At 72.0% G+C, this 18,303-nt stretch carries 20 protein-coding genes; 6 read left to right on the forward strand and 14 right to left on the reverse strand.

The features are described from left to right. Positions 1–52: 52 nt before the first annotated feature. Genes ASD90_RS19115 through ASD90_RS19125 form a run of 3 tightly spaced genes read right to left on the reverse strand, consistent with a single transcriptional unit; the run spans position 53 to position 2,584 of the window. A complete protein-coding gene (locus ASD90_RS19115; protein WP_056759952.1) occupies positions 53–985 on the reverse strand; it encodes an ATP-binding cassette domain-containing protein in 933 nt (310 codons plus the stop codon). Then, entirely contained in the window at positions 982–1,788 is an 807-nt protein-coding gene (locus tag ASD90_RS19120; RefSeq protein ID WP_369793633.1) for an ABC transporter permease, read from the reverse strand. Before ASD90_RS19120 ends, ASD90_RS19115 begins: the two co-directional genes overlap by 4 nt. Position 1,789: 1 nt before the next feature. Continuing rightward, positions 1,790–2,584 (reverse strand): ABC-2 family transporter protein, encoded by a 795-nt coding sequence (locus tag ASD90_RS19125; protein WP_056759955.1) that lies wholly within the window; start codon positions 2,582–2,584, stop codon positions 1,790–1,792. A 109-nt stretch (positions 2,585–2,693) separates the two neighbouring features. On the opposite strand from ASD90_RS19125, the gene ASD90_RS19130 reads away from it, so the two are divergent. Continuing rightward, entirely contained in the window at positions 2,694–3,083 is a 390-nt protein-coding gene (locus ASD90_RS19130; RefSeq protein ID WP_304437904.1) for a PPOX class F420-dependent oxidoreductase, read from the forward strand. Positions 3,084–3,199: 116 nt separating this feature from the next. Here ASD90_RS19130 and ASD90_RS19135 read toward each other — a convergent pair whose 3' ends face one another. From ASD90_RS19135 to radA, 3 genes are read right to left on the reverse strand one after another with little or no spacing between them, the layout of a single operon-like run. Further along, positions 3,200–4,093, reverse strand: a complete 894-nt coding sequence (locus ASD90_RS19135; protein WP_056759957.1) for an A/G-specific adenine glycosylase — start codon at positions 4,091–4,093, stop codon at positions 3,200–3,202. Between the two features lie 23 nt (positions 4,094–4,116). Continuing rightward, the gene (gene disA, locus ASD90_RS19140; protein WP_056759959.1) at positions 4,117–5,193 is read right to left on the reverse strand and encodes a DNA integrity scanning diadenylate cyclase DisA; all 1,077 of its coding nucleotides are present in this window, start codon (positions 5,191–5,193) and stop codon (positions 4,117–4,119) included. Between the two features lie 55 nt (positions 5,194–5,248). Next, entirely contained in the window at positions 5,249–6,664 is a 1,416-nt protein-coding gene (radA, locus tag ASD90_RS19145) for a DNA repair protein RadA (RefSeq protein WP_056759960.1), read from the reverse strand. 71 nt (positions 6,665–6,735) lie between these two features. On the opposite strand from radA, the gene ASD90_RS19150 reads away from it, so the two are divergent. Together ASD90_RS19150 and ASD90_RS19155 are read left to right on the forward strand one after the other, a co-directional pair. After that, a complete protein-coding gene (locus tag ASD90_RS19150; RefSeq protein WP_056759962.1) occupies positions 6,736–6,942 on the forward strand; it encodes a hypothetical protein in 207 nt (68 codons plus the stop codon). 198 nt (positions 6,943–7,140) lie between these two features. Then, positions 7,141–7,473: an Lsr2 family protein gene (locus ASD90_RS19155; RefSeq protein ID WP_056759964.1), complete on the forward strand. Its 333-nt coding sequence runs from the start codon at positions 7,141–7,143 to the stop codon at positions 7,471–7,473. A gap of 233 nt (positions 7,474–7,706) precedes the next feature. On the opposite strand, the gene ligD (ASD90_RS19160) is transcribed toward ASD90_RS19155, so the two are convergent. After that, entirely contained in the window at positions 7,707–8,591 is an 885-nt protein-coding gene (gene ligD, locus ASD90_RS19160) for a non-homologous end-joining DNA ligase (RefSeq protein WP_056759966.1), read from the reverse strand. Continuing rightward, positions 8,591–9,538 (reverse strand): non-homologous end-joining DNA ligase, encoded by a 948-nt coding sequence (gene ligD, locus ASD90_RS19165; protein WP_056759968.1) that lies wholly within the window; start codon positions 9,536–9,538, stop codon positions 8,591–8,593. Before ligD (ASD90_RS19165) ends, ligD (ASD90_RS19160) begins: the two co-directional genes overlap by 1 nt. An 18-nt stretch (positions 9,539–9,556) precedes the next feature. Between ligD (ASD90_RS19165) and ASD90_RS19170 the strand changes: the two genes are divergently transcribed. The 3 genes from ASD90_RS19170 to ASD90_RS19180 all read left to right on the forward strand — a co-directional run bounded on the left by ASD90_RS19170 (position 9,557) and on the right by ASD90_RS19180 (position 12,797). Continuing rightward, positions 9,557–10,531: a Ku protein gene (locus ASD90_RS19170; protein ID WP_056759970.1), complete on the forward strand. Its 975-nt coding sequence runs from the start codon at positions 9,557–9,559 to the stop codon at positions 10,529–10,531. Between the two features lie 121 nt (positions 10,532–10,652). Beyond that, the gene (locus ASD90_RS19175) at positions 10,653–11,879 is read left to right on the forward strand and encodes an acetyl-CoA hydrolase/transferase family protein (RefSeq protein ID WP_056759972.1); all 1,227 of its coding nucleotides are present in this window, start codon (positions 10,653–10,655) and stop codon (positions 11,877–11,879) included. 153 nt (positions 11,880–12,032) lie between these two features. Beyond that, positions 12,033–12,797 carry an SDR family oxidoreductase gene (locus ASD90_RS19180; RefSeq protein ID WP_056759974.1) on the forward strand — a complete coding sequence of 255 codons (765 nt, stop codon included), beginning with the start codon at positions 12,033–12,035 and terminating at the stop codon, positions 12,795–12,797. A gap of 105 nt (positions 12,798–12,902) precedes the next feature. Here ASD90_RS19180 and ASD90_RS19185 read toward each other — a convergent pair whose 3' ends face one another. The 6 genes from ASD90_RS19185 to ASD90_RS19210 form a co-directional block, all read right to left on the reverse strand. Beyond that, on the reverse strand, positions 12,903–13,700 hold the full coding sequence (locus tag ASD90_RS19185; RefSeq protein WP_056759976.1) for a sugar phosphate isomerase/epimerase: 798 nt from the start codon (positions 13,698–13,700) through the stop codon (positions 12,903–12,905). Positions 13,701–13,788: 88 nt separating this feature from the next. Further along, positions 13,789–14,718, reverse strand: a complete 930-nt coding sequence (locus tag ASD90_RS19190; RefSeq protein ID WP_056759978.1) for a Ppx/GppA phosphatase family protein — start codon at positions 14,716–14,718, stop codon at positions 13,789–13,791. A 173-nt stretch (positions 14,719–14,891) separates the two neighbouring features. Further along, positions 14,892–15,626 carry an ABC transporter permease gene (locus ASD90_RS19195; RefSeq protein ID WP_056759980.1) on the reverse strand — a complete coding sequence of 245 codons (735 nt, stop codon included), beginning with the start codon at positions 15,624–15,626 and terminating at the stop codon, positions 14,892–14,894. Next, the gene (locus ASD90_RS19200; protein ID WP_056759982.1) at positions 15,623–16,384 is read right to left on the reverse strand and encodes an ABC transporter ATP-binding protein; all 762 of its coding nucleotides are present in this window, start codon (positions 16,382–16,384) and stop codon (positions 15,623–15,625) included. The genes ASD90_RS19195 and ASD90_RS19200 overlap by 4 nt, the downstream gene beginning before the upstream one ends. A 10-nt stretch (positions 16,385–16,394) precedes the next feature. Next, positions 16,395–17,021, reverse strand: a complete 627-nt coding sequence (locus ASD90_RS19205) for a TetR family transcriptional regulator (RefSeq protein WP_056759984.1) — start codon at positions 17,019–17,021, stop codon at positions 16,395–16,397. A 9-nt stretch (positions 17,022–17,030) separates the two neighbouring features. Then, on the reverse strand, positions 17,031–18,257 hold the full coding sequence (locus ASD90_RS19210; protein ID WP_082588869.1) for an ankyrin repeat domain-containing protein: 1,227 nt from the start codon (positions 18,255–18,257) through the stop codon (positions 17,031–17,033). Between the last annotated feature and the right edge of the window lie 46 nt (positions 18,258–18,303).

Below are 18,303 nucleotides of genomic sequence, written 5' to 3' on the forward strand. Positions count from 1 at the left end.
TCCCCACCGTCGAAAGGCGACGAAGCGGGGACGTGGTCTCTCTACGCTGACGTCAGCCGCGACCGGAGGCCGCGTAGATGCGCCGGACGACGTCCTCGATGTCGGGCTCCTCGATCGTCAGGTCGCGCACCTCGTGGCGCGAGGACACGTGGGCGAGCACGGCTGCCACCGTCGTGGCCTCGGCGTCGAAGGAGAGCCGTTGGCGCAGCCCGTCCGACTCGCTCTCGACCAGGGTCGCGCCGGGGACGTCGGCGAGGTCGGGTGTCGGCTGCGCCAGGTCGATGACGAGGATGCGCTGAGCGCCGACCGTGCCGGCGAGGCCGGTCAACGTGCCGTCGAACGCGAGCCGGCCGTGGTCGACGACGAGGACCCGGTCGCAGAGCCGTTCGATGTCGCCCATGTCGTGCGTCGTCAGGAGCAGGGTGGTGCCCTGCTCCCGACGTTCGGCCACGAGGAACTCACGCAGCCGCTGCTTGGACAGCACGTCCAGACCGATCGTCGGCTCGTCGAGGACGAGCAGCTCCGGCGAGTGCAGCAGCGCGGCGGCGATCTCGGCCCGCATCCGCTGGCCGAGCGAGAGCGAGCGCACCGCCGTGCCCAGCTGCGGCCCCATCTCGAGCTGCTCGACGAGCACGTCGGTGCGGGCCCGGGTCGACGGCTCGTCCATCCGGTGGATCGCCCCGAGGATCGCGAACGAGTCGCGGAGCGGCAGGTCCCACCACAGCTGCGAGCGCTGGCCGAAGACCACCCCGACGCGACGCGCGACCTCCACCCGCTGGCGCATCGGGTCGAGCCCGCACGTGCGCACGTGCCCGGACGTCGGCTTGAGGATGCCGGTCAGCATCTTGATCGTCGTCGACTTGCCGGCGCCGTTGGCGCCGATGTAGCCGACCGCCTCACCGGGCTCGACCGAGAAGGTCATCCGGTCGACGGCGCGCGTCTTCTTGAAGTCGCGCACGAGGTCGCGGGTCTCGATGATGCTCATCCGCCTGCTCCTTGGTAGTGACGGGTCCCGAGTCGCCAGCACGCCGCCGCGATGCCCCAGGCCAGCAGTGCGGCCAGGGGTGTGAGCCAGGCGAGCCAGGTGGGCGCGAGAGGGTCCTCGATGTCGAGGATCGCGACCGCCGGGATGTAGGCGACGAACGCCGTCGGCACGACGAACGTCCAGAAGATGCGGAGCGGGTCGGGGAAGACCTGCTGACTCTGCTGGGCGGCATACGACCCGCCGTAGGTGAAGGCGTTGGTGAACTCGGCGCCGTCCACGAGGAAGAACTGGAGGCCGCCCGCGGCGGTGAAGAGGGCCGAGAAGATCGCGGTGCCGCTGACGACGCTCAGCACGATGAGCGCCACGGTCTCCGCCGACCAGGTGATGTCGGCGGTCGTCAGTGCGACGGTGAGGGCGACGAGTGCCACGGACAGGCGCCCGACTCTCCGGAGCGACAGGTCGCTCGTCATGAGCTGGGCCAGCAGCGGCAGCGGACGGACGTAGAAGGCATCGACCTGACCGGCGCGGATGTAGCGCGGCAGCTGGTCGAGGTGACCGACGAACATGTCGGCGAGCGAGAACGCCAGGTTGGACAGGGCGAAGACGAGCAGGGCCGCGGTGAAGTCGAGCCCGCCGAGCACGTCGACGTTGTGGAAGATCACCCACACCTCCGCGAACTCGGCGAGACCGACGCCGACGGTTCCGAGGATGTCGGTGACGAACGAGGCGCGGTACTGCATCTGCGCGCGGGCACGGGAGGCGAGCAGCACCCGGTAGGGGCGCAGCCGCTGGGAGAGCGTCACCTCAGCCACCCTGCACCTCCAGACGGCGGCGACCGGCGCGCAGCACGACCTGGCCGAGGACGAGCAGCGAGGCGGCCCAGAAGACCTGCACCCCGACCGCCGACACGATGTCGACCCCGACCACGCGACCGGCCAGGATGTCGATCGGGTTCTGCAGCATCGACGGGAAGGGCGACCAGTTGGCGATGGTGCGCAGCCAGTCCGGGAACCACGGCACGGGCAGGTAGAGACCGCAGAGCAGGCCACCCGTGATCATCCACAGGAGCGTGATGCCGCGGATCTCGACGAGCCAGAACGCGAGCAGGTTGATGACGAAGTTGCCGGCGAAGGCGACGACGACCGCGAGCAGGACCGACACCGCGCCCGAGGCCCAGCTGACGGCGGACGGCGGCCAGGCCATGTCGAAGAGGAGCGCACCGAGCAGGAGGGCAGGCAGGCCGCGACCGACGAGGTTGATGCCCGCCCGTCCGAGATCGCCTGCGAGATAAGCCATCTGGGGATTGACGGGCCTCAGGAAGTCGACGGCGATGTCACCCGTGCGCACCCGGTCCTTGACCTCGGCGAATCCCCACAGGTTGACCGTGCCGAGCAGCGCCTGACCCCACCAGACGAACGCGATCGTCGTGGGAGCGTCGTAGCCGCCGATGGCCGTGCCCGCCGAGGCGAGCGCTGCGAGCAGGATCGAGGCGCGGATGAAACCGAAGACGGAGTTCGTCGTCATCCCGGCGAGGAGCGCCAACCGGTACGTCGAGTGCCTCCTGAAGCCGGCTCGGACGAGCAGCCAGAAGGTCTTCACGACGGTCGGACGAGGGCAGGCACAAGGGGCCACGCTACCGAGGAGCCGGCTCGGCTTCAACGGGACACGTCCGGGACCGCCGGACACGGCGTCTCGTAGTCTGGCCCGGGTGGCGACCCCTCCCCGTAACCTGTCCTCTGCCGCCCTCGAGTTCATGTCGGTGCGCCACCTCGCCACGTTGACGACGCTGCGACCGGACGGCTCGCCGCACGTCGTGCCCGTCGGGTTCACGTGGGACCCGGAGACGTCGATCGCCCGGGTCATCACCAGCCGGGGCAGCCGCAAGGCGCGCAACGCCCTTGCCGGCTGCCCGGCCGTGCTCTGTCAGGTCGACGGCCGCCACTGGCTCTCGCTCCAGGGCACGGCGCGCGTCCTCGACGACCCGGCGTCCGTGGCCGATGCCGAGCAGCGGTATGCCGCCCGCTACCGCGAGCCTCGCCCCAACCCCGAGCGCGTGGTGATCGCCGTCGACGTGCGGTCCGTCCTCGGCAACCTCTGAACGCCCGCCCGTCCCCTCGACCGAGCCCCCGCCGCCTCGGGTGAGCGCCTGGTCACAGTCGACTGGGCGCTGCGTCCCACGCTCTCGAGGGTGGTCGGGGCGGGAAGGAGAGTCCGTCAGGTGGGGAGGCTGAAGCGGTTGCGGGACAGGGGTTCGACGAGACCGTCGGCCACGAGCGAGTCGAGACAGCGCATGACCTGCACCCGGTCGTCGGCGGAGTCCTCCAGACGCGAGAGCGGGAGCGCCGCGTGGGCGTCGCGCAGGCGGCGCAGCAGCTCGCCCCGGACCTGACGGTCGGTCCCGTGCCAGGACTGGCCGCGCCGGGGCGGTCCGTCGTAGGCCGGCCGACCGGCGACGTTCCACGCGCACAGGTCGGCGATCGGACACTCGTCGCAGCGCGGACCTCGTGCCACGCAGACGAGGGCACCGAGCTCCATCACGGCGACGTTCCACGTGTTCGCGGTCGCGCGGTCGGCGGGCATCGAGTCCGCGGCCAGCCGTGCCTCGGCCCGGTTGAGCGTGAGGTTCGGGAAGGCCTTGCCCTCGAGGGTGCGGGCCAGCACACGCCGGACGTTGGTGTCGACGACGACCTCGGGGATGCCGAAGGCGAAGCACGACACCGCTGCGGCCGTGTAGGCACCGACCCCGGGAAGGGCCAGCAGCCCCTCGGGCGTGTCCGGCACCTCGCCGCCGTGGAGCTCGACCATCACCCCTGCCGCCTCGTGCAGCCGGAGGGCCCGGCGCGGGTAGCCGAGCCGTCCCCAGGCCCGCACGGCATCTCCCGGCGCAGCGGCCGCGAGGTCGGCCGGCGTCGGCCACCGCTCCATCCACTCGCGCCAGATCGGCTCGACCCGCGCGAGCGGCGTCTGCTGCGACATCACCTCGGAGAGGAAGACGCCCCAGGGGCTGCAGTCGGGCTCGCGCCACGGCAGGTGCTGGCGCCCGGCCTCGGCGTACCACCCGTTGACGCGCTCGTGGAGCAGCGACAGCGGGACCTCACGGGACGGCATACGGCAAGCGGCGGCAGAGCCGGTCAGACGTAACGCTCGAGGATGCTCGACTCGGCGAGTCGCGAGAGGCCCTCGCGCACGGCGCGGGCCCGTCCCTCGCCGACGCCCTCGACGAGCATGAGGTCCTCGATGCCGGCGGCGAGCAGACGCTGGAGCGACTCGAAGTGCGACACGAGCCGGTCGACGATCGCGGTGGGCAGACGCGGCACCTTGGTCAGGAGGCGGTAGCCCTGCGGCGACACGGGGGCGTCGAGGCTGTCGCCGACGACGGAGAAGCCGACGGCCCGGGCGCCCGCGGCGAGGTCGAGCAGCTCGACGGAGTTGAGGGCCTGGAGGTTGGCGAGGGCGTCGCCGAGGCTGAGCCCGGACTTGGTCGCCGGGAGGTAGTCGCGGATGACGAGCTCGCGGTCGTTGCCGAGGCCGCCGACGAGCTCCTCGAGCTGCAGGCTGAGCAGGCGCCCGTCGGTGCCGAGCTCGACGACGTAGTCCTGGATCTCGGCCGAGATGCGCCGCACCATCTCGAGGCGCTGGAGCACCGCGGTGACGTCGCGGATGGTCACGAGGTCCTCGATCTCGAGCGCCGACAGCGTGCCCGTGACCTCGTCGAGGCGCGCCTTGTAGCGCTCGAGGGTCTGCAGCGCCTGGTCGGCGCGCGAGAGCGTCGTGGGCGAGCCCTCGATGACGTGGCGCAGGTCGCCGACGTAGAGCGCGACGACGCCCATCGACTGGCTGACCGAGATGACGGGGAAGCCGGTCTGCTTGGCCACCCGCTCGGCGGTGCGGTGGCGCGTGCCGGACTCGGTGGTCTCGATGCGCGAGTCGGGCACGAGCTGGGTCGCGGCGCGCAGGATGCGGGTGCCCTCACGGTCGAGCACGACGGCGCCGTCCATCTTGCACAGCTCGCGCACGCGCGTCGCCGAGAACTCCATGTCGAGCACGAAGCCGCCCGTGCAGATCGAGTCGACCACGCGGTCGAAACCGAGCACGATGAGGGCTCCGGTGCGTCCACGGAGGATGCGTTCGAGACTGTCGCGCAGCTCCGTTCCGGGTGCCACGGCGGCGAGGGCCGCACGCAGCAGCAGCTCGTCGTTCCGGTCCATCACTTCCCTGTTCGCAATGGGGGCGCCGAGCGCGTCCACCCCGGTCGGTCGCAGTCTAGACGGTGCCGACGGCCGGTGCGTTCGTTGACCGTCCACCGGCGAGGCGTCCCATCGCCTCGATGGCCCTCGGGACGTCGGCGACCTCGACGGCACGGATCCCGGAGGGCACGGACGAGTCGGTGAGGCTGCCGGCGGGCACGAGGGCGTGCCGGAAGCCGAGCCGGGCCGCCTCGGCCAGGCGGCGGTCGAGGCCCGTGACGCGTCGCACCTCACCGGCCAGCCCCACCTCCCCGAAGGCGACGACGTCGGTGGCGAGGGGCTTGTCGATGACGGACGAGGCGACGGCGCAGACGATGGCGAGGTCGGCGGCCGGCTCGGTGATGCGCACCCCTCCGACGGTGGCCGCGAAGATGTCTCGCGAGCCCACCGGCGCCCCGGCGCGCTTGTCGAGGACGGCGATGATCATCGCGAGCCGAGAGGCGTCGAGCCCGCTGGACGTGCGCCGGGGTGACGGCAGCGTCGAGGTCGCGACGAGCGCCTGCACCTCGGCCACGAGCGGGCGTCGGCCCTCGAGGGTCACGGTGACGCACGTGCCCGGCACCGCGTGGTCGCGGGTCGACAGGAACAGCCCGCTCGGGTCGGCCAGCCCGGTGATGCCGACGTCGGACAGGTCGAAGCAGCCGACCTCGTCGGTCGGCCCGAAGCGGTTCTTGACGGCGCGCACGAGGCGCAGCCGCGAGTGTCGGTCGCCCTCGAACTGGATGACGACGTCGACGAGGTGCTCGAGGACGCGGGGACCGGCGATCGAGCCGTCCTTGGTCACGTGTCCGACGAGGAGGACCGCGATGCCGCGCGCCTTGGCGGCCGCTATGAGGGCACCGGCCACCTCACGCACCTGCGAGACGTTGCCGGCCTGGCCCTCGACGTCGGCACTGGCGATGGTCTGCACGGAGTCGACGACGAGCAGTCCGGGCGCGCGCGCCTCGACGTGGCCGAGCACGGTGGCGAGGTCGGTCTCGGCGGCGAGGTAGAGCGTGTCGGCCATCGCCGAGATGCGCTCGGCGCGGGTGCGCACCTGCGCAGCCGACTCCTCACCGCTGATGTAGAGGACCTCGGAGCCCGAACGGGCCGCGCGCGCGGCGACGTCGAGGAGCAGCGTCGACTTGCCGACGCCGGGCTCACCGGCGACGAGGACCACGCCGCCCGGCACGAGGCCGCCACCGAGGACGCGGTCGAACTCCGCCACGCCCGTCGGTCTGGCGGCCGCGCGCGTCACGTCGACGTCGGCGATGCGCAGCGCCGGGGTCACGACGGAGGCGGCGGTGGTGCGAGCGGCCGCGGGCGCACCCGTCTCGGCCACCGTGCCCCAGGCCTGGCACTCACCGCAGCGGCCGACCCACTTGGCGGTGGTCCACCCGCACTCACCGCAGCGGAAGCCGGGCGTGCGTCGGGTCGTCGTCCTTGTAGCCATGGCATGACCGTAGGGCCGGGGTGCGACACCGCTCGTGAGGGGCGGGCGTGGCGGCGTGAGAAAATGTCGGCATGGAATCGGTCATGCCCTATGTGCTCGCCATCGTCCCGACGGTCGGTGTGGGCGTCCTCTTCTACTTCGTCATCAAGAGCATCCTCGAAGGAGACCGTCGCGAGCGCCTCGCCCAGGCCCGGTGGGAGTCCGAGCACGACCGCCGGGCGAAGGCCGCCGAAACCTCGACCGAGGCCGACTCCGTGACCCCGACGACGGAGCGCTGACAGTTCGCCGCACACGGCACGGACAGGGGCTTTTCTGTCATTCCGGCACAGTTTGGCGCATCTCTTTTACCTATCGATGCGCGCCATTGCTTTCGAAGGAAATGCAATTGCGGGCTCTTCGCGCTAAATTGATGCTGCCCGCGAGTCGCGCATTCGCGGAATCCCCTCCGAATAGCAGACAACTTCAGATGGAGAAACATGGCTCAGCGTGTCGAAGTGGTGTTGATCGACGACATCGACGGTGGAAAGGCTGCCGAGACGGTGACCTTCGCCCTGGATGGCGTCTCGTACGAGATCGACCTGTCCGACAAGAATGCCCGCAAGCTTCGCGATGACTTCGCGACGTGGACGGGCCATGCACGTCGGGCGGGTGCAGCCAAGGCCGCCTCGCGTCGTCGGGCCGGCGCGAGCACGGCAAAGCGGAGCGACCTCGGTGCGGTCCGCGAGTGGGCCCGCGCCAACGGCCACACGGTCTCGGACCGCGGCCGCATCTCGGCCGACGTCCAGGCGGCCTACGACAAGGCGCACTGACCTCCGGTCACCGACGCAGTCAGAGGGCCCGGCACTCCACGTGCCGGGCCCTCTCGCATGCTCCGAGGGCGTATGCCGTCACGTCCCTTGCGCTCTCTCCGGCGGGCACACCCCGCCGTGGGCACCCGGGCCACCACACGGCATACGACCTCCTCGAGCCTGTCCACGACGGCCACGTGCACATGTGCGTCGCCTGACTGCTGCGGCTGGGGCGGCCGCGGGCCGTGGACGCCTCAGGCGCTGATCTCGGCGGCGAGGTCGCCGTCAAGCGCCACCCGGTCGAGGACCTCGTCGGCCGTCAGCTGCTCGAGCTCTCCGCCGTCGGCGCCCGACTCGATCTCGTCCCACGAGCGGGGCGCCGCCACGGTCGGACGGTCTCGTCCGCGAAGGGAGTACGGGCAGACCGTCGTCTTGGCGGCGACGTTCTGGCTCCAGTCGAGGAAGATCTTGCCCGGGCGCAGCTCCTTGGCCATCTTCCACACGATGAGGTCTGGGTGGGCCTTGGTCAGCTCCTGCGCGAGCTGCTGCACGGTGTCGCGGATCTCGTCGCTCGTGTGCGCCCCGGGCAGGACGGCATACAGCTGGAGACCCTTGCTGCCGCTGGTCACCGGGACCGTGTCGAGCCCGATGCGGCCGAGCCGTTCGCGCACGACGAGCGCGACGCGGGCGCACTCGTGCAGGCCGGTCCCCGGCCCGGGGTCGAGGTCGATGACGAGACGGTCGGGTTTCAGCGCCTCCGCGTCGCGCCCCTCCCCCGCGTAGCGCCACTGGTGCACGTGCAGCTCGAGGGAGTTGAGGTTGGCGAAGAACGTCAGCCCGGCGAGGTCGTCGATGAGCGGGAAGACGGGGTCGCGTCCCGCGCGGCGGATCCACGACGGGGTGCCGGCGGGGATGTTCTTCTCGAAGAACTGCATGTCGCCCACCCCGTGCGGGAAGCGGATTCGCGTGACGGCACGGTCGCGCAGGTGCGGGAGGATCACCGGCGCGATGCGCGCGTAGTAGTCGATGACCTGGGCCTTGGTCGTGCCGGCCTTCGGGTACATCACCTTCTCGAGGCTCGACAGCCTCATCCGCCGTCCGTCGACCTCGACGGTCACCTTCGGCGCCTCGTAGGGCATCACTCACCGTCCCCGTGGTCGTCGACGTCACCGGGGGTGAGGTCGCTGCGCAGGCCCTTGTATGCCGGCTGGCGCAGTCTCCCCTGACTGCTCAGTCCCAGCGACTGCACGTCGGCGACGAGGACCGGGTGCACCCACGTCGCGCCGTTCGCGTCCTCGGCGGGGACGTCTGTGGCAAAAGGGGACTCGGCGGAGGTGAGGGTCTGGAGGTCACGCATCAGGGCCTGTCCGGTCTTGCCCGCGAGGCCCGAGCCGACGCGTCCCAGGTAGCGCAGGCCACCCGGGCCGGGGACGCCGACGAGGACCGCGCCGAGGCGGCGGGACACGGTGCCCGTGGACTCCGGGCGCCACCCGCCGATGACGACGGACACGGTGCCGCGGTGGGGAGACTTGAGCCAGTGGGGCGACCGGAGGCCGGGCACGTAGACCGAGTCGACACGCTTGGACACGATGCCCTCGAGGCCCTGCTCCTTCGTCGCGGCGTGGAGCGTCACCCCGTCGCCGAACGTCGGCGGCGTCTGCCACCGGGGGCCCGCCAGCTCGAGCCGCTCGAGGGTGGCGCGCCGGTCGGACCAGGTGCGCGGCATGAGGTCGACGCCGTAGAGCCGCAACAGGTCGAAGGTCATCAGGGTGACGGGCGCGGCCTCGGCGAGCATCGTCGCCCGGCGCGCATCGGTGACGTGGAAGCGCTCGGCCATCGCGGCGAACGACGGCACGCCGTCGCGCATCGAGACGATCTCGCCGTCCAGGAGCATGTCGGCGTACTCGTCGGCGAGCCCCCGCAGCTCGGGGAAGGCCACGGTGACGTCGCGTTCCGTGCGGGAGAAGAGGCGGATCTCGCCGTCCACGACGTCGGCCAGCACCCGCATGCCGTCCCACTTGACCTCGTGCTGCCAGCGGTCGCCGACCGGAATGGTCGTCGTGGGCGTCGCGAGCATGGGGCGCATGGGTGCATTCTTGTTCTCATGCGAGCCATCTGGAAAGGCGCCGTGTCGTTCGGCCTCGTCAATGTGCCGGTCCGACTCTTTTCGGCGACCGAGAACCACGACGTGCAGTTCCGGCAGGTCCACGAGAAGGACGGCGGCCGCATCAAGTACCAACGCGTCTGCTCGATCGACGGCGAGGAGGTGCCCTACGCCGACATCGCCAAGGGCTACGAGGCCGCCGACGGCCAGATGGTCGTGCTGACCGACGAGGACCTCAAGAGCCTCCCGACGCGGTCGACGAAGGAGATCTCGATCGAGAAGTTCGTGCCGTCCGAGCAGATCGACCCGCTGCTCTTCGACAAGAGCTACTACCTCGAGCCCGACAAGACCGGCCTCAAGCCGTACGTGCTGCTGCGCGACGCCCTCGAGAAGGCCGACCGGATGGCGCTCGTCACCGTGTCGGTGCGCACCCGCATGACCCTCGCCGTGCTCCGTGTGCGCGACGGCGTCATCGTGCTCCAGACGCTGCTCTGGGCCGACGAGGTGCGCGCCCCCGAGTTCGAGTCGCTGTCGGAGGAGACGCACGCGACGGCGAAGGAGCTCGCGATGGCCTCCTCGCTCGTCGACTCCCTGTCGGGCGACTACGAGCCCGAGGAGTTCGAGGACGACTACGCCGAGGCCGTGACCCAGCTCGTCGCGACGAAGATCGAAGGCGGCGACATCACCGAGACGCCCGAGGCCAAGGGCGAGGAGACCGAGGTCGTCGACCTGCTCGCCGCCCTGCAGCGCAGCGTCGACAAGGCCAAGGCGGCCAGGACCGGTGGGTCCTCCGACGAGTCCGGATCGTCGGCCGACGGGCCGGCGAAGAAGACCGCGTCGAAGACGGCGGCGAAGTCCGCATCGAAGAGCACCGCCAAGGCGACGACGAAGAAGACCGCCGCCAGCAAGACGACGGCCAAGAAGTCCGCCGCCAAGACCACGACGAAGAAGACCGCCGCCAAGAAGGCCAGCTGACCCCTCGGCCGCTCGCCATTCGTCGCTCGCCACTCGCCTCTCGTCGCCCCCGCCGAGCGACGTTGGTCACGTCGGACGGCATACGCCCTCGCCGCGGCACGCGCCGCGCGAGGATGAAGGGGTGCGAACGGCGACGATCGACGAGCTCACCCAACGGCTTCGAGCGCTCCCGGAGAACCCTCGTGTCGTCGTCAGCGGCAACATGGCGGTCCCGTGGGAGGCGGTCCGGGCGCTCGACGCGGCCCAGCCGACCTACGTGCTCCACGCGCTCAACGCGCCCGCGGGGCTGCCCGACCGCGACGGCGTGACCGTCGAGACGTGCTTCGTCGGCCCGGGTATGCGTCGGCACCCGCGGCTGCGCTACGTGCCGTCGCGTCTCTCGCTCGTGCCGCTGCTCTACGACCGGGCGCTGCCACCCGACGCCGTCCTGCTGCACTGCGCGCCCCCGCGCGACGGCCAGGTGAGCATGGGGCTCGAGGTCAACGTCCTCCCTGCCGCCCTCGAGGCGTGCCGGGCCCGTGGTGGGCTCGTCGTGGCGGTCGTCAACCCGCAGATGCCCTACACCTTCGGTGACGCGCAGGTGCCGCTCGAGCACGTCGACCTGCTCGTCGAGGTCGACGCGCCCATGCCCTCGCACGCCGCGACGGAGCCCGACCCCGAGAGCCGTCTCATCGGCGAGCGCGTGGCCGCCATGGTCCAGGACGGCGCCACGATGCAGCTCGGCATCGGCGCGGTGCCCGACGCGACCCTCTCGGCCCTCACCTCGCGCCGCGGTATCCGGATGTGGACCGAGATGTTCTCCGACGGCGTCCTCGCGCTCGACGAGGCCGGCGCGCTCGACCCGGACCACCCGCTCGTCACGTCGTTCAGCTTCGGCTCGACCGACCTCTACGCCTGGCTCGACGGCAACCCGCGCGTCCGGATGATGCGCACCGAGAAGACGAACGACCCCGGTCTCATCGCCTCGCAGCGGCAGATGACGTCGGTGAACACCGCGCTCGAGGTCGACCTCTTCGGGCAGGCCAACGCCTCGCGCATCAACGCCCGCATCCACTCCGGCTTCGGCGGACAGACCGACTTCATCGTCGGCGCGCTGCACTCCGCAGGTGGCCAGTCGTTCATCGCGCTGCGCTCATGGCACCCGCGGGCCGACGTGTCGACGATCGTCCCGCTGCTCGACGAGCCGGTGACGAGCTTCCAGCAGAGCGCCATCGTCACCGAGCTGGGCGTCGCGCCGCTGTGGGGCCGCAGCGAGAAGGACCAGTGCCACGACATCATCGAGAAGTGCGCCCACCCGCGCGTCCGCGACGACCTGTGGGAGGAGGCGCAGGCCCTCGGCCTCGCCTGACCTCCCGCCCGCCCGACCGATGGCGTATGCCGTCGCCTCCCTCTGCGAGTCAGCCCCCACCCTCCCCGTCGAGTGAGCGCCCCTCCACACCGGCACCCCGGATCGTGAGGCTGCGCGCTCACTCGAGTGGGGGTGGGCTCGTAGGGTGGCGCCATGAGCCCTGCGCCCCTGTCCGACGCCCGCGCAACCAACCCGGACCGCCGGCCGGTCGCGGTGGTCACGGGTGGGACGCGCGGCATCGGGCTCGCCATCGCCCGGGACCTGGCGCCGACACACCACCTCGTCATCGGTGGTCGCAGCGCCGACTCGGTCGCCCACGTCGTCGCATCCCTCCCCTCGGCCGAGGGGTTCATCGCCGACCTGGCCGACTGCTCCCCCGGCGGGTCGCTCGCGACCGCGCTCGACTCCATCGTGCGTCACCTCCCCCGCGTCGAGGTGCTCGTCCACTCGGCCGGCGTCCTGCGCAACGGCACGGTCGCCGACTCGCCGGTCCAGGACTGGGCCGACTCGATGACCGTCAACGTCGTCGCCGTCGCGGCCGTCACGCAGGCCCTCCTGCCCGCGCTGCGCACCGCCCACGGCCTCGTCGTCACCATCAACTCCGGGTCGGGCCTCACGGCGACGCCGGCCTCTGGCGCCTACTGCGCCTCGAAGTTCGCCCTCCGCGCGTTCAGCGACTCGCTGCGTCAGGAGGAGCGCGAGCACGGCGTCCGGGTCACGTCGCTGCACCCCGGCCGCGTCGACACGGACATGCAGCACGAGCTCGTCGAGTTCGAGGGCGCGGAGTACGACGCGGACTCCTACCTCGACGTCGACTCGGTCGTGCGGGCCGCACGCCTCGCGATCGACGCCGGGCCCGATGCGAGCGTCGACATGGTGTCGGTGCGCCCGCGTGGCTGGCGCCCGTCCGCCGACTGACCATCCGATCGTCGCCCCGGGCAAAACACACCGAGAAGGTCACGACGCACCGGGATCGGGTGCCGGTGTGTTGCGACCTTCTCGGTGTGTTGCGAGGTGGGGGCGTCAGATGCGGCTGGCTCCGCGGGTCGGCACGAGGGAGAGCCTCGCGAAGGCCAGCGCCTCGGCGAGGTCGACCTCCCGCTGCTCGCGTCCCACCTTGCGCGTCGACACCTCGACGACGACGTCGCCGACCCAGCCGCTGTCGGCCAGGTGCTCGAGCACGGCCCCGCACGGCTCGGCTCCACGCCCCGGCACGAGGTGCTCGTCGAGGAACGAGCCCAGACCGTCGGCGAGGTGCAGGTGCGCCAGCCGCTCGCCCAGCCCCCGTGCCATGGCGAGCGCGTCGGACCCGGCTGTCGCGGTGTGCGAGAGGTCGAGCGTCACGTTGTCGTAGGGCTGGGCGACCGGGTCCCAGTGCGGGAGGTAGGCCATCACCTCGCGTCGCGCCGTGCGCCAGGGGTACATGTTCTCCACCGCGAGTTTGATGCCCGACTCGTGCTCACGCAGGGCCACCCCGTCGACGAACCCGGCGGCATACTCCCGCTGCCAGCGGAAGGGCGGGTGCAGGACGACGGTGCCCGCGCCGACCTCGAGCGCGAGGTCGATCGAGCGGTCGACCTTGCCCCACGGGTCGGTGCCCCACACGCGCTGGGTCAGGAGCAGGGTCGGCGCGTGCACCGAGACGATCGGCAGGGCGTGCAGCTCCGACAGCGCCCGCAGGGCCCCCGCCTCCTGCGTGACCGGATCGGTCCAGACCATGACCTCGATCGCGTCGTAGCCGAGCCGCGCAGCGGTCGCGAAGGCGGTCGCCGCGTTGTCGGGGTAGAGCGAGGCGGTCGACAGTCCGACCCGGATGGTCATGCGGCCATTCTGCGCCACCGTCCCAGGGCGGCCGCGGGCCGGTCCGGGTGCGGCGGGCGGGGCAGGTGCGGCGGGCGGGGCGGGTGCGTCACGAGATGAGGTGGTCGAGCCGCCGGAGGATGAGGCCCTCGCGCAGGGCCCACGGGCAGATGTCGAGCTGCTCGACCTGGAGCAGGTCGAGCGCCGCCTCGGCGACGAGCGCGCCGGCGTAGAGCTGGCGGGCGCGGCCCTCGGAGACCCCGGGCAGGGTCGCGCGCGCGGCCGTGTCGAGGCCCGCGAGCCTGTTCACGATCGCGTGGAGGTCGTCGCGCGACAGGGTGCGCGGCACGAATTGGCCGTCGGCGCGCGGCGCGGCACCGGCGATGCGGGCCAGCGATCGCATCGTCTTGGAGGTGCCGACCGCGCGGTCGGGGCTGCCGGACGTCAGCAGGGGGCGCACGTGCTCGGCGAGGGCCGAGCGGACGTGAGCGCGCAGCTCGCGCGCGGCGGCCACGCTCGGCGGGTCCCCGGGCAGGCGCTCGCGGGTCAGGCGTCCGGCTCCCAGCGGCAGGCTGAGCGCGACGTCCGGCTCCTCGTCGAGACCGCTCGCCAGCTCGAGCGACCCGCCGCCGATGTCGACGACGAGCAGGCGCCCGCTCGACCAGCCGAACCAGCGACGCACCGCGAGGAAGGTCATGCGCGCCTCGTCGGCGCCGCTGAGCGCCTCGAGCTCCACGCCGGTCTCGGCGCGCACGCGCTCGATGACGACGTCACCGTTCGGCGACTCGCGCAGCGCCGACGTGGCGAAGGCGAAGAGGTCGCTGACGCCCTGGTCCTCGGCGACCCCGAGGCACTCGAGGATGAAGGCGACGAGCCGGTCGGCCGTCGAGTCGCTGACCCTTCCGTCGGCCTCGAGGCTCTCCGACAGGCGCAGCTCGGTCTTGTGCGAGAACGCCGGCAGCGGCTGCGCGCCGGGGTGTGCGTCGACGACGAGGAGGTGGACCGTGTTGGACCCGATGTCGATGACGCCCAGGCGCATGCCCCAACCCTAGTGCCGCGACCTCCGGCCCCCTCGAGCCCCGACTCCCTTCCCCACCGAACGCGGCCCTCGGCGGCGAACGCGTTGGCAGAACGCTGAGTTCGCGACCGAACGCTGCGTTCGGTGGGGGAAGCGGGGCGAGGGGGCGTATGCCGTGTTGCGGGGTGGGCCCGTCAGGCGGAGCGGCGGCTCAGGGTGAGCGAGGCGAGGGCGAGGGCCCCGCCGATGAAGGCCGCGACGATGCCGAGGTCGCCGAGCACCGCGGTCACGGGGTCGGGGTTGCGCGCGATCTCCTTCATCGCGTCGACGGCGTAGGACAGCGGCAGGACGTTGCTCACCCACTCGAGGACGGTCGGCAGCTGGTCGCGCGGGATGAGCAGCCCACAGAGCAGGAACTGCGGCAGGAGGAACGCCGGCATGAACTGCACGGCCTGGAACTCGGTGCGCGCGAAGCCGCTCGCGAGCAGCCCGAGCGCGGTGCCGAGGACGGCGTCGAAGACGGCGACGACGACGAGCAGCCACACCGGCCCGGCGACGCCGAGGCCGCACACCCAGACGGCGAATCCCGTTGCGATCACGGCCTGCACGACGGCGAGCGCTCCGAACGCGACGGCATACCCGAGCATGAAGTCGCCCTTGCCCATCGGTGTGGTGAGCAGGCGCTCGAGGGTGCCGGACTGGCGCTCGCGCAGGGTCGCGACCGACGTGACGATGAACATGACGACCATCGGGAAGACCCCGAGCAGGGCCGGGCCGATCGCGTCGAAGACCCGCGTCCCGTTGTAGATCCACGCGAGCAGGCCGAGCAGGACGCACGGCACGATGATGATGAGCCCGATGGTGCGGTGGTCGGTGCGCACCTGGCGCAGGACGCGGCCCGAGGTGGCAGCGGTGAGCCCGGCGTTCACGACGCGCTCCTCTCCCCGGACCGGGTGGTCTCGGCGTCGATGAGGGCGAGGAAGGCGGCGTCGGCGTCGACGGCCCCGGTCTGCTGGAGCAGCTCGGCGGGCGTGACGTCGGCGAGGACGTGACCCTCCCGCAGGAGGACGAGCCGGTCGCAGCGGGTGGCCTCGTCCATGACGTGGCTCGACACGACGAGCGAGTGCCCGCGTTCGGCGAGGTGGCGGAAGAGCTCCCACAGGTCGCGGCGCAGCACCGGGTCGAGGCCGACGGTCGGCTCGTCGAGGACGAGCAGGCTGGGGCGGCCGACGAGCGCGGCGGCGAGGGAGACGCGTGACTCCTGGCCGCCCGAGAGGTCCTGGACGAGCTGGTCGGCGTAGGAGACGAGGTCGACCTCGGAGAGCGTGCGGTCGACGGCCTCGCGCAGCTCGGTCCCGCGCAGGCCGACCGCGCGGCCGAAGTAGACGACGTTGTCGCGGACGCTGAGGTCGGCGTAGACGCTGGGGCTCTGGGTGACGTAGCCGACGCGGTCGCGCAGCACGGGCGAGCCTGCCGGATGGCCGAGCACGGTCACGGTGCCCGACTCGATGATCTGCACGCCGACGATGCAGCGCATGAGCGTGGACTTGCCCGAGCCGGACGGCCCGAGCAGGCCCACCACCTGGCCGGCGGGGATCTCGAGGTCGAGGTCCGGGATCACGCGGCGCTTCCCGCGCACGACCTGCAGGCCGCTCACGGCGACCGCCGGACCACTGTTATTCATCATGTGATGAAATCTACTCCTGCTCGGGCAGCCTGTCCACGAGATGGTGCTGGAGCACCGGGCCGATCCGCTCGACGAGCTCCTCGCGCGTCGCCTCGGCCATCGCCGGCACCCGGATGACGTAGCGCGCCACGACGAGCCCGATCATCTGCGACGCGGCGAGGGCGCCACGCAGCTGCGGGTCGGCCGCGCCCGTGCTCGCCGCGATGCGTCCGAACACCTCCCGCCCGAGGAACTCCCGCAGCATCCGCGCGGCCTCCTCGCTCGTCATGCTCGAACGCACGAGGGCCACGAGGGCGTCGCGCCGCTCCGGAGGCTCCCACACCGTCAGGAACGTCTCGACGATCCGCCAGCCGAGCCGGTCGACGTCGCCCGCCGTGATCCGTTCGATGAGCTCGGCGGGGTTGACCGGCACGTCGAGCGTCTCCGCGAAGAGCGCCGCCTTGCCCTCGAAGTAGTGGTGCACGAGGGCCGGGTCGACGCCCGCCTCGCGAGCGATGCCACGCATGCTCGCCTTGTCGTAGCCCTTGGCGGCAAAGGACTTTCGCGCGGCGTCGACGATGGCGGCGCGCGTGTCGACGCCGCCCGGGCGACGTCCGCGCCCCTTCGGCGTCGCCTCGCTGCTCGCCCTCGACGTCATGCCCTCACGCTAGCCCTCGGCGGTGAGGCCGCTCGTGACCTCGCGCAGCACGGCCGCGGTGTCGTCGGCACGCGCCCACGCCGCCCACTCGTAGGGTCGGGTCCCGTGCACCGCGTCGCGCGCCTCCGGATCCGCCCCGGAGCCGAGGAGCGCCCGCACCAGCTCGACGTCGTTCATGAAGGCAGCCTCGTGAAGAGGCGTCCTGCCCGGCGACGCCGCCGTCCCGGGGGCGGCGGCGGTCACCTCGGGATCGGCCAGGCCGTGCGCGACGAGGAGCTCCAGCCGCGCCGCGAACCCGTGGCCCTGCGCCCACTCGACCTGACGGGTGAGCATCTCGTCGATGGTCTCGGCCGGCTCGCCCGTGCGTCGGGCCCACACCTCGGAGGCCGGCCGGCCCAGCCCGCCCGCGAGGAGCAGCTCGAGGTGGCTGTCGTCGCGGTTGAACATCCGGTTGTAGAGCGTCTGCCGGTCGTTGGGGTCGGCGCCGCGATCGAGCAGCAGCTCGGCGAGGGCGCGCCACTGCGGGTGTCGCGGCTGGCGCGACGGTCCCGCCTCGCCCTCGCCGAAGGCGCCGGTCAGTGCGGTGAACGCGCTCGGGAACCCCTGCCAGAGGTAGCCGCTGTCGGGGTCGGCGCCGGCGTCGAGCAGGAGCCGGGCCGACGCGACGGGGTCCACCTGGGGCATCCGGGAGTAGACGACGTAGAGGAGCGGTGCCCACCGGAACGGCCCCCCTTCCCTCGTCGCCGCGCCGGGGTCGGCGGCGACGTGGGCGCGCAGGGCCTCGGCGTCACCGGCGACCGCCGCCACGAAAACGTCGCGCTCCACGAGCCTCGGGTCGGCCGCGAGCCGCTCGGCGGCACGGGCCCACCGTGCCGGCTCGTCACGGTCGGTGTACGTCAGGCACGCGAGCGCCGTTGTGACAGAGGCAGACTCGGCCTCCGTATCGACTCCATCGGCCGCGACCGGATCGAGCACGACCGGGTCACGACCAAGGTCTGCGGCCACCGCGAGGTAGGCGCGCAGTCGCGGCCAGCTCGCGAAGCCGTACCCGCGCGCCACGACCAGCTGCGCGTCGGACAGCGAGAACGACGCCGTCTTGTCCGGCAGCCCCGCGGGGTGGTGTCGTGCCACGAGGGCCAGTGCAGCGGGATCGGCGGACCGGACACCGCGCTGCAGCCGACGCGCATCGCGTCGCAGGCGCTCGAGGTCGGGGTTGCCGGGCAGGGACAGGGCCATGACGGCCTCCTCTCGTCGTGCCCGCGTGCGCTCGCCGGGCCGAAAG

The organism is Terrabacter sp. Root181 (assembly GCF_001428505.1).
Lineage (GTDB): Bacteria > Actinomycetota > Actinomycetes > Actinomycetales > Dermatophilaceae > Terrabacter.

What these genes read in the sequence shown, in the direction of transcription:
- ASD90_RS19180 (WP_056759974.1), top strand. Translation starts at nt 12,033, where the DNA reads ATGAGCCCTGCGCCCCTGTCCGACGCCCGCGCAACCAACCCGGACCGC.
- ASD90_RS19190 (WP_056759978.1), bottom strand. Translation starts at nt 14,718, where the DNA reads ATGCGCCTGGGCGTCATCGACATCGGGTCCAACACGGTCCACCTCCTC.
- disA (WP_056759959.1), bottom strand. Translation starts at nt 5,193, where the DNA reads ATGGACCGGAACGACGAGCTGCTGCTGCGTGCGGCCCTCGCCGCCGTG.
- radA (WP_056759960.1), bottom strand. Translation starts at nt 6,664, where the DNA reads ATGGCTACAAGGACGACGACCCGACGCACGCCCGGCTTCCGCTGCGGT.
- ASD90_RS19170 (WP_056759970.1), top strand. Translation starts at nt 9,557, where the DNA reads ATGCGAGCCATCTGGAAAGGCGCCGTGTCGTTCGGCCTCGTCAATGTG.
- ASD90_RS19205 (WP_056759984.1), bottom strand. Translation starts at nt 17,021, where the DNA reads ATGACGTCGAGGGCGAGCAGCGAGGCGACGCCGAAGGGGCGCGGACGT.
- ASD90_RS19150 (WP_056759962.1), top strand. Translation starts at nt 6,736, where the DNA reads ATGGAATCGGTCATGCCCTATGTGCTCGCCATCGTCCCGACGGTCGGT.
- ASD90_RS19155 (WP_056759964.1), top strand. Translation starts at nt 7,141, where the DNA reads ATGGCTCAGCGTGTCGAAGTGGTGTTGATCGACGACATCGACGGTGGA.
- ASD90_RS19200 (WP_056759982.1), bottom strand. Translation starts at nt 16,384, where the DNA reads ATGATGAATAACAGTGGTCCGGCGGTCGCCGTGAGCGGCCTGCAGGTC.
- ASD90_RS19115 (WP_056759952.1), bottom strand. Translation starts at nt 985, where the DNA reads ATGAGCATCATCGAGACCCGCGACCTCGTGCGCGACTTCAAGAAGACG.
- ASD90_RS19135 (WP_056759957.1), bottom strand. Translation starts at nt 4,093, where the DNA reads ATGCCGTCCCGTGAGGTCCCGCTGTCGCTGCTCCACGAGCGCGTCAAC.
- ligD (WP_056759966.1), bottom strand. Translation starts at nt 8,591, where the DNA reads ATGCCCTACGAGGCGCCGAAGGTGACCGTCGAGGTCGACGGACGGCGG.
- ligD (WP_056759968.1), bottom strand. Translation starts at nt 9,538, where the DNA reads ATGCGCCCCATGCTCGCGACGCCCACGACGACCATTCCGGTCGGCGAC.
- ASD90_RS19185 (WP_056759976.1), bottom strand. Translation starts at nt 13,700, where the DNA reads ATGACCATCCGGGTCGGACTGTCGACCGCCTCGCTCTACCCCGACAAC.
- ASD90_RS19210 (WP_082588869.1), bottom strand. Translation starts at nt 18,257, where the DNA reads ATGGCCCTGTCCCTGCCCGGCAACCCCGACCTCGAGCGCCTGCGACGC.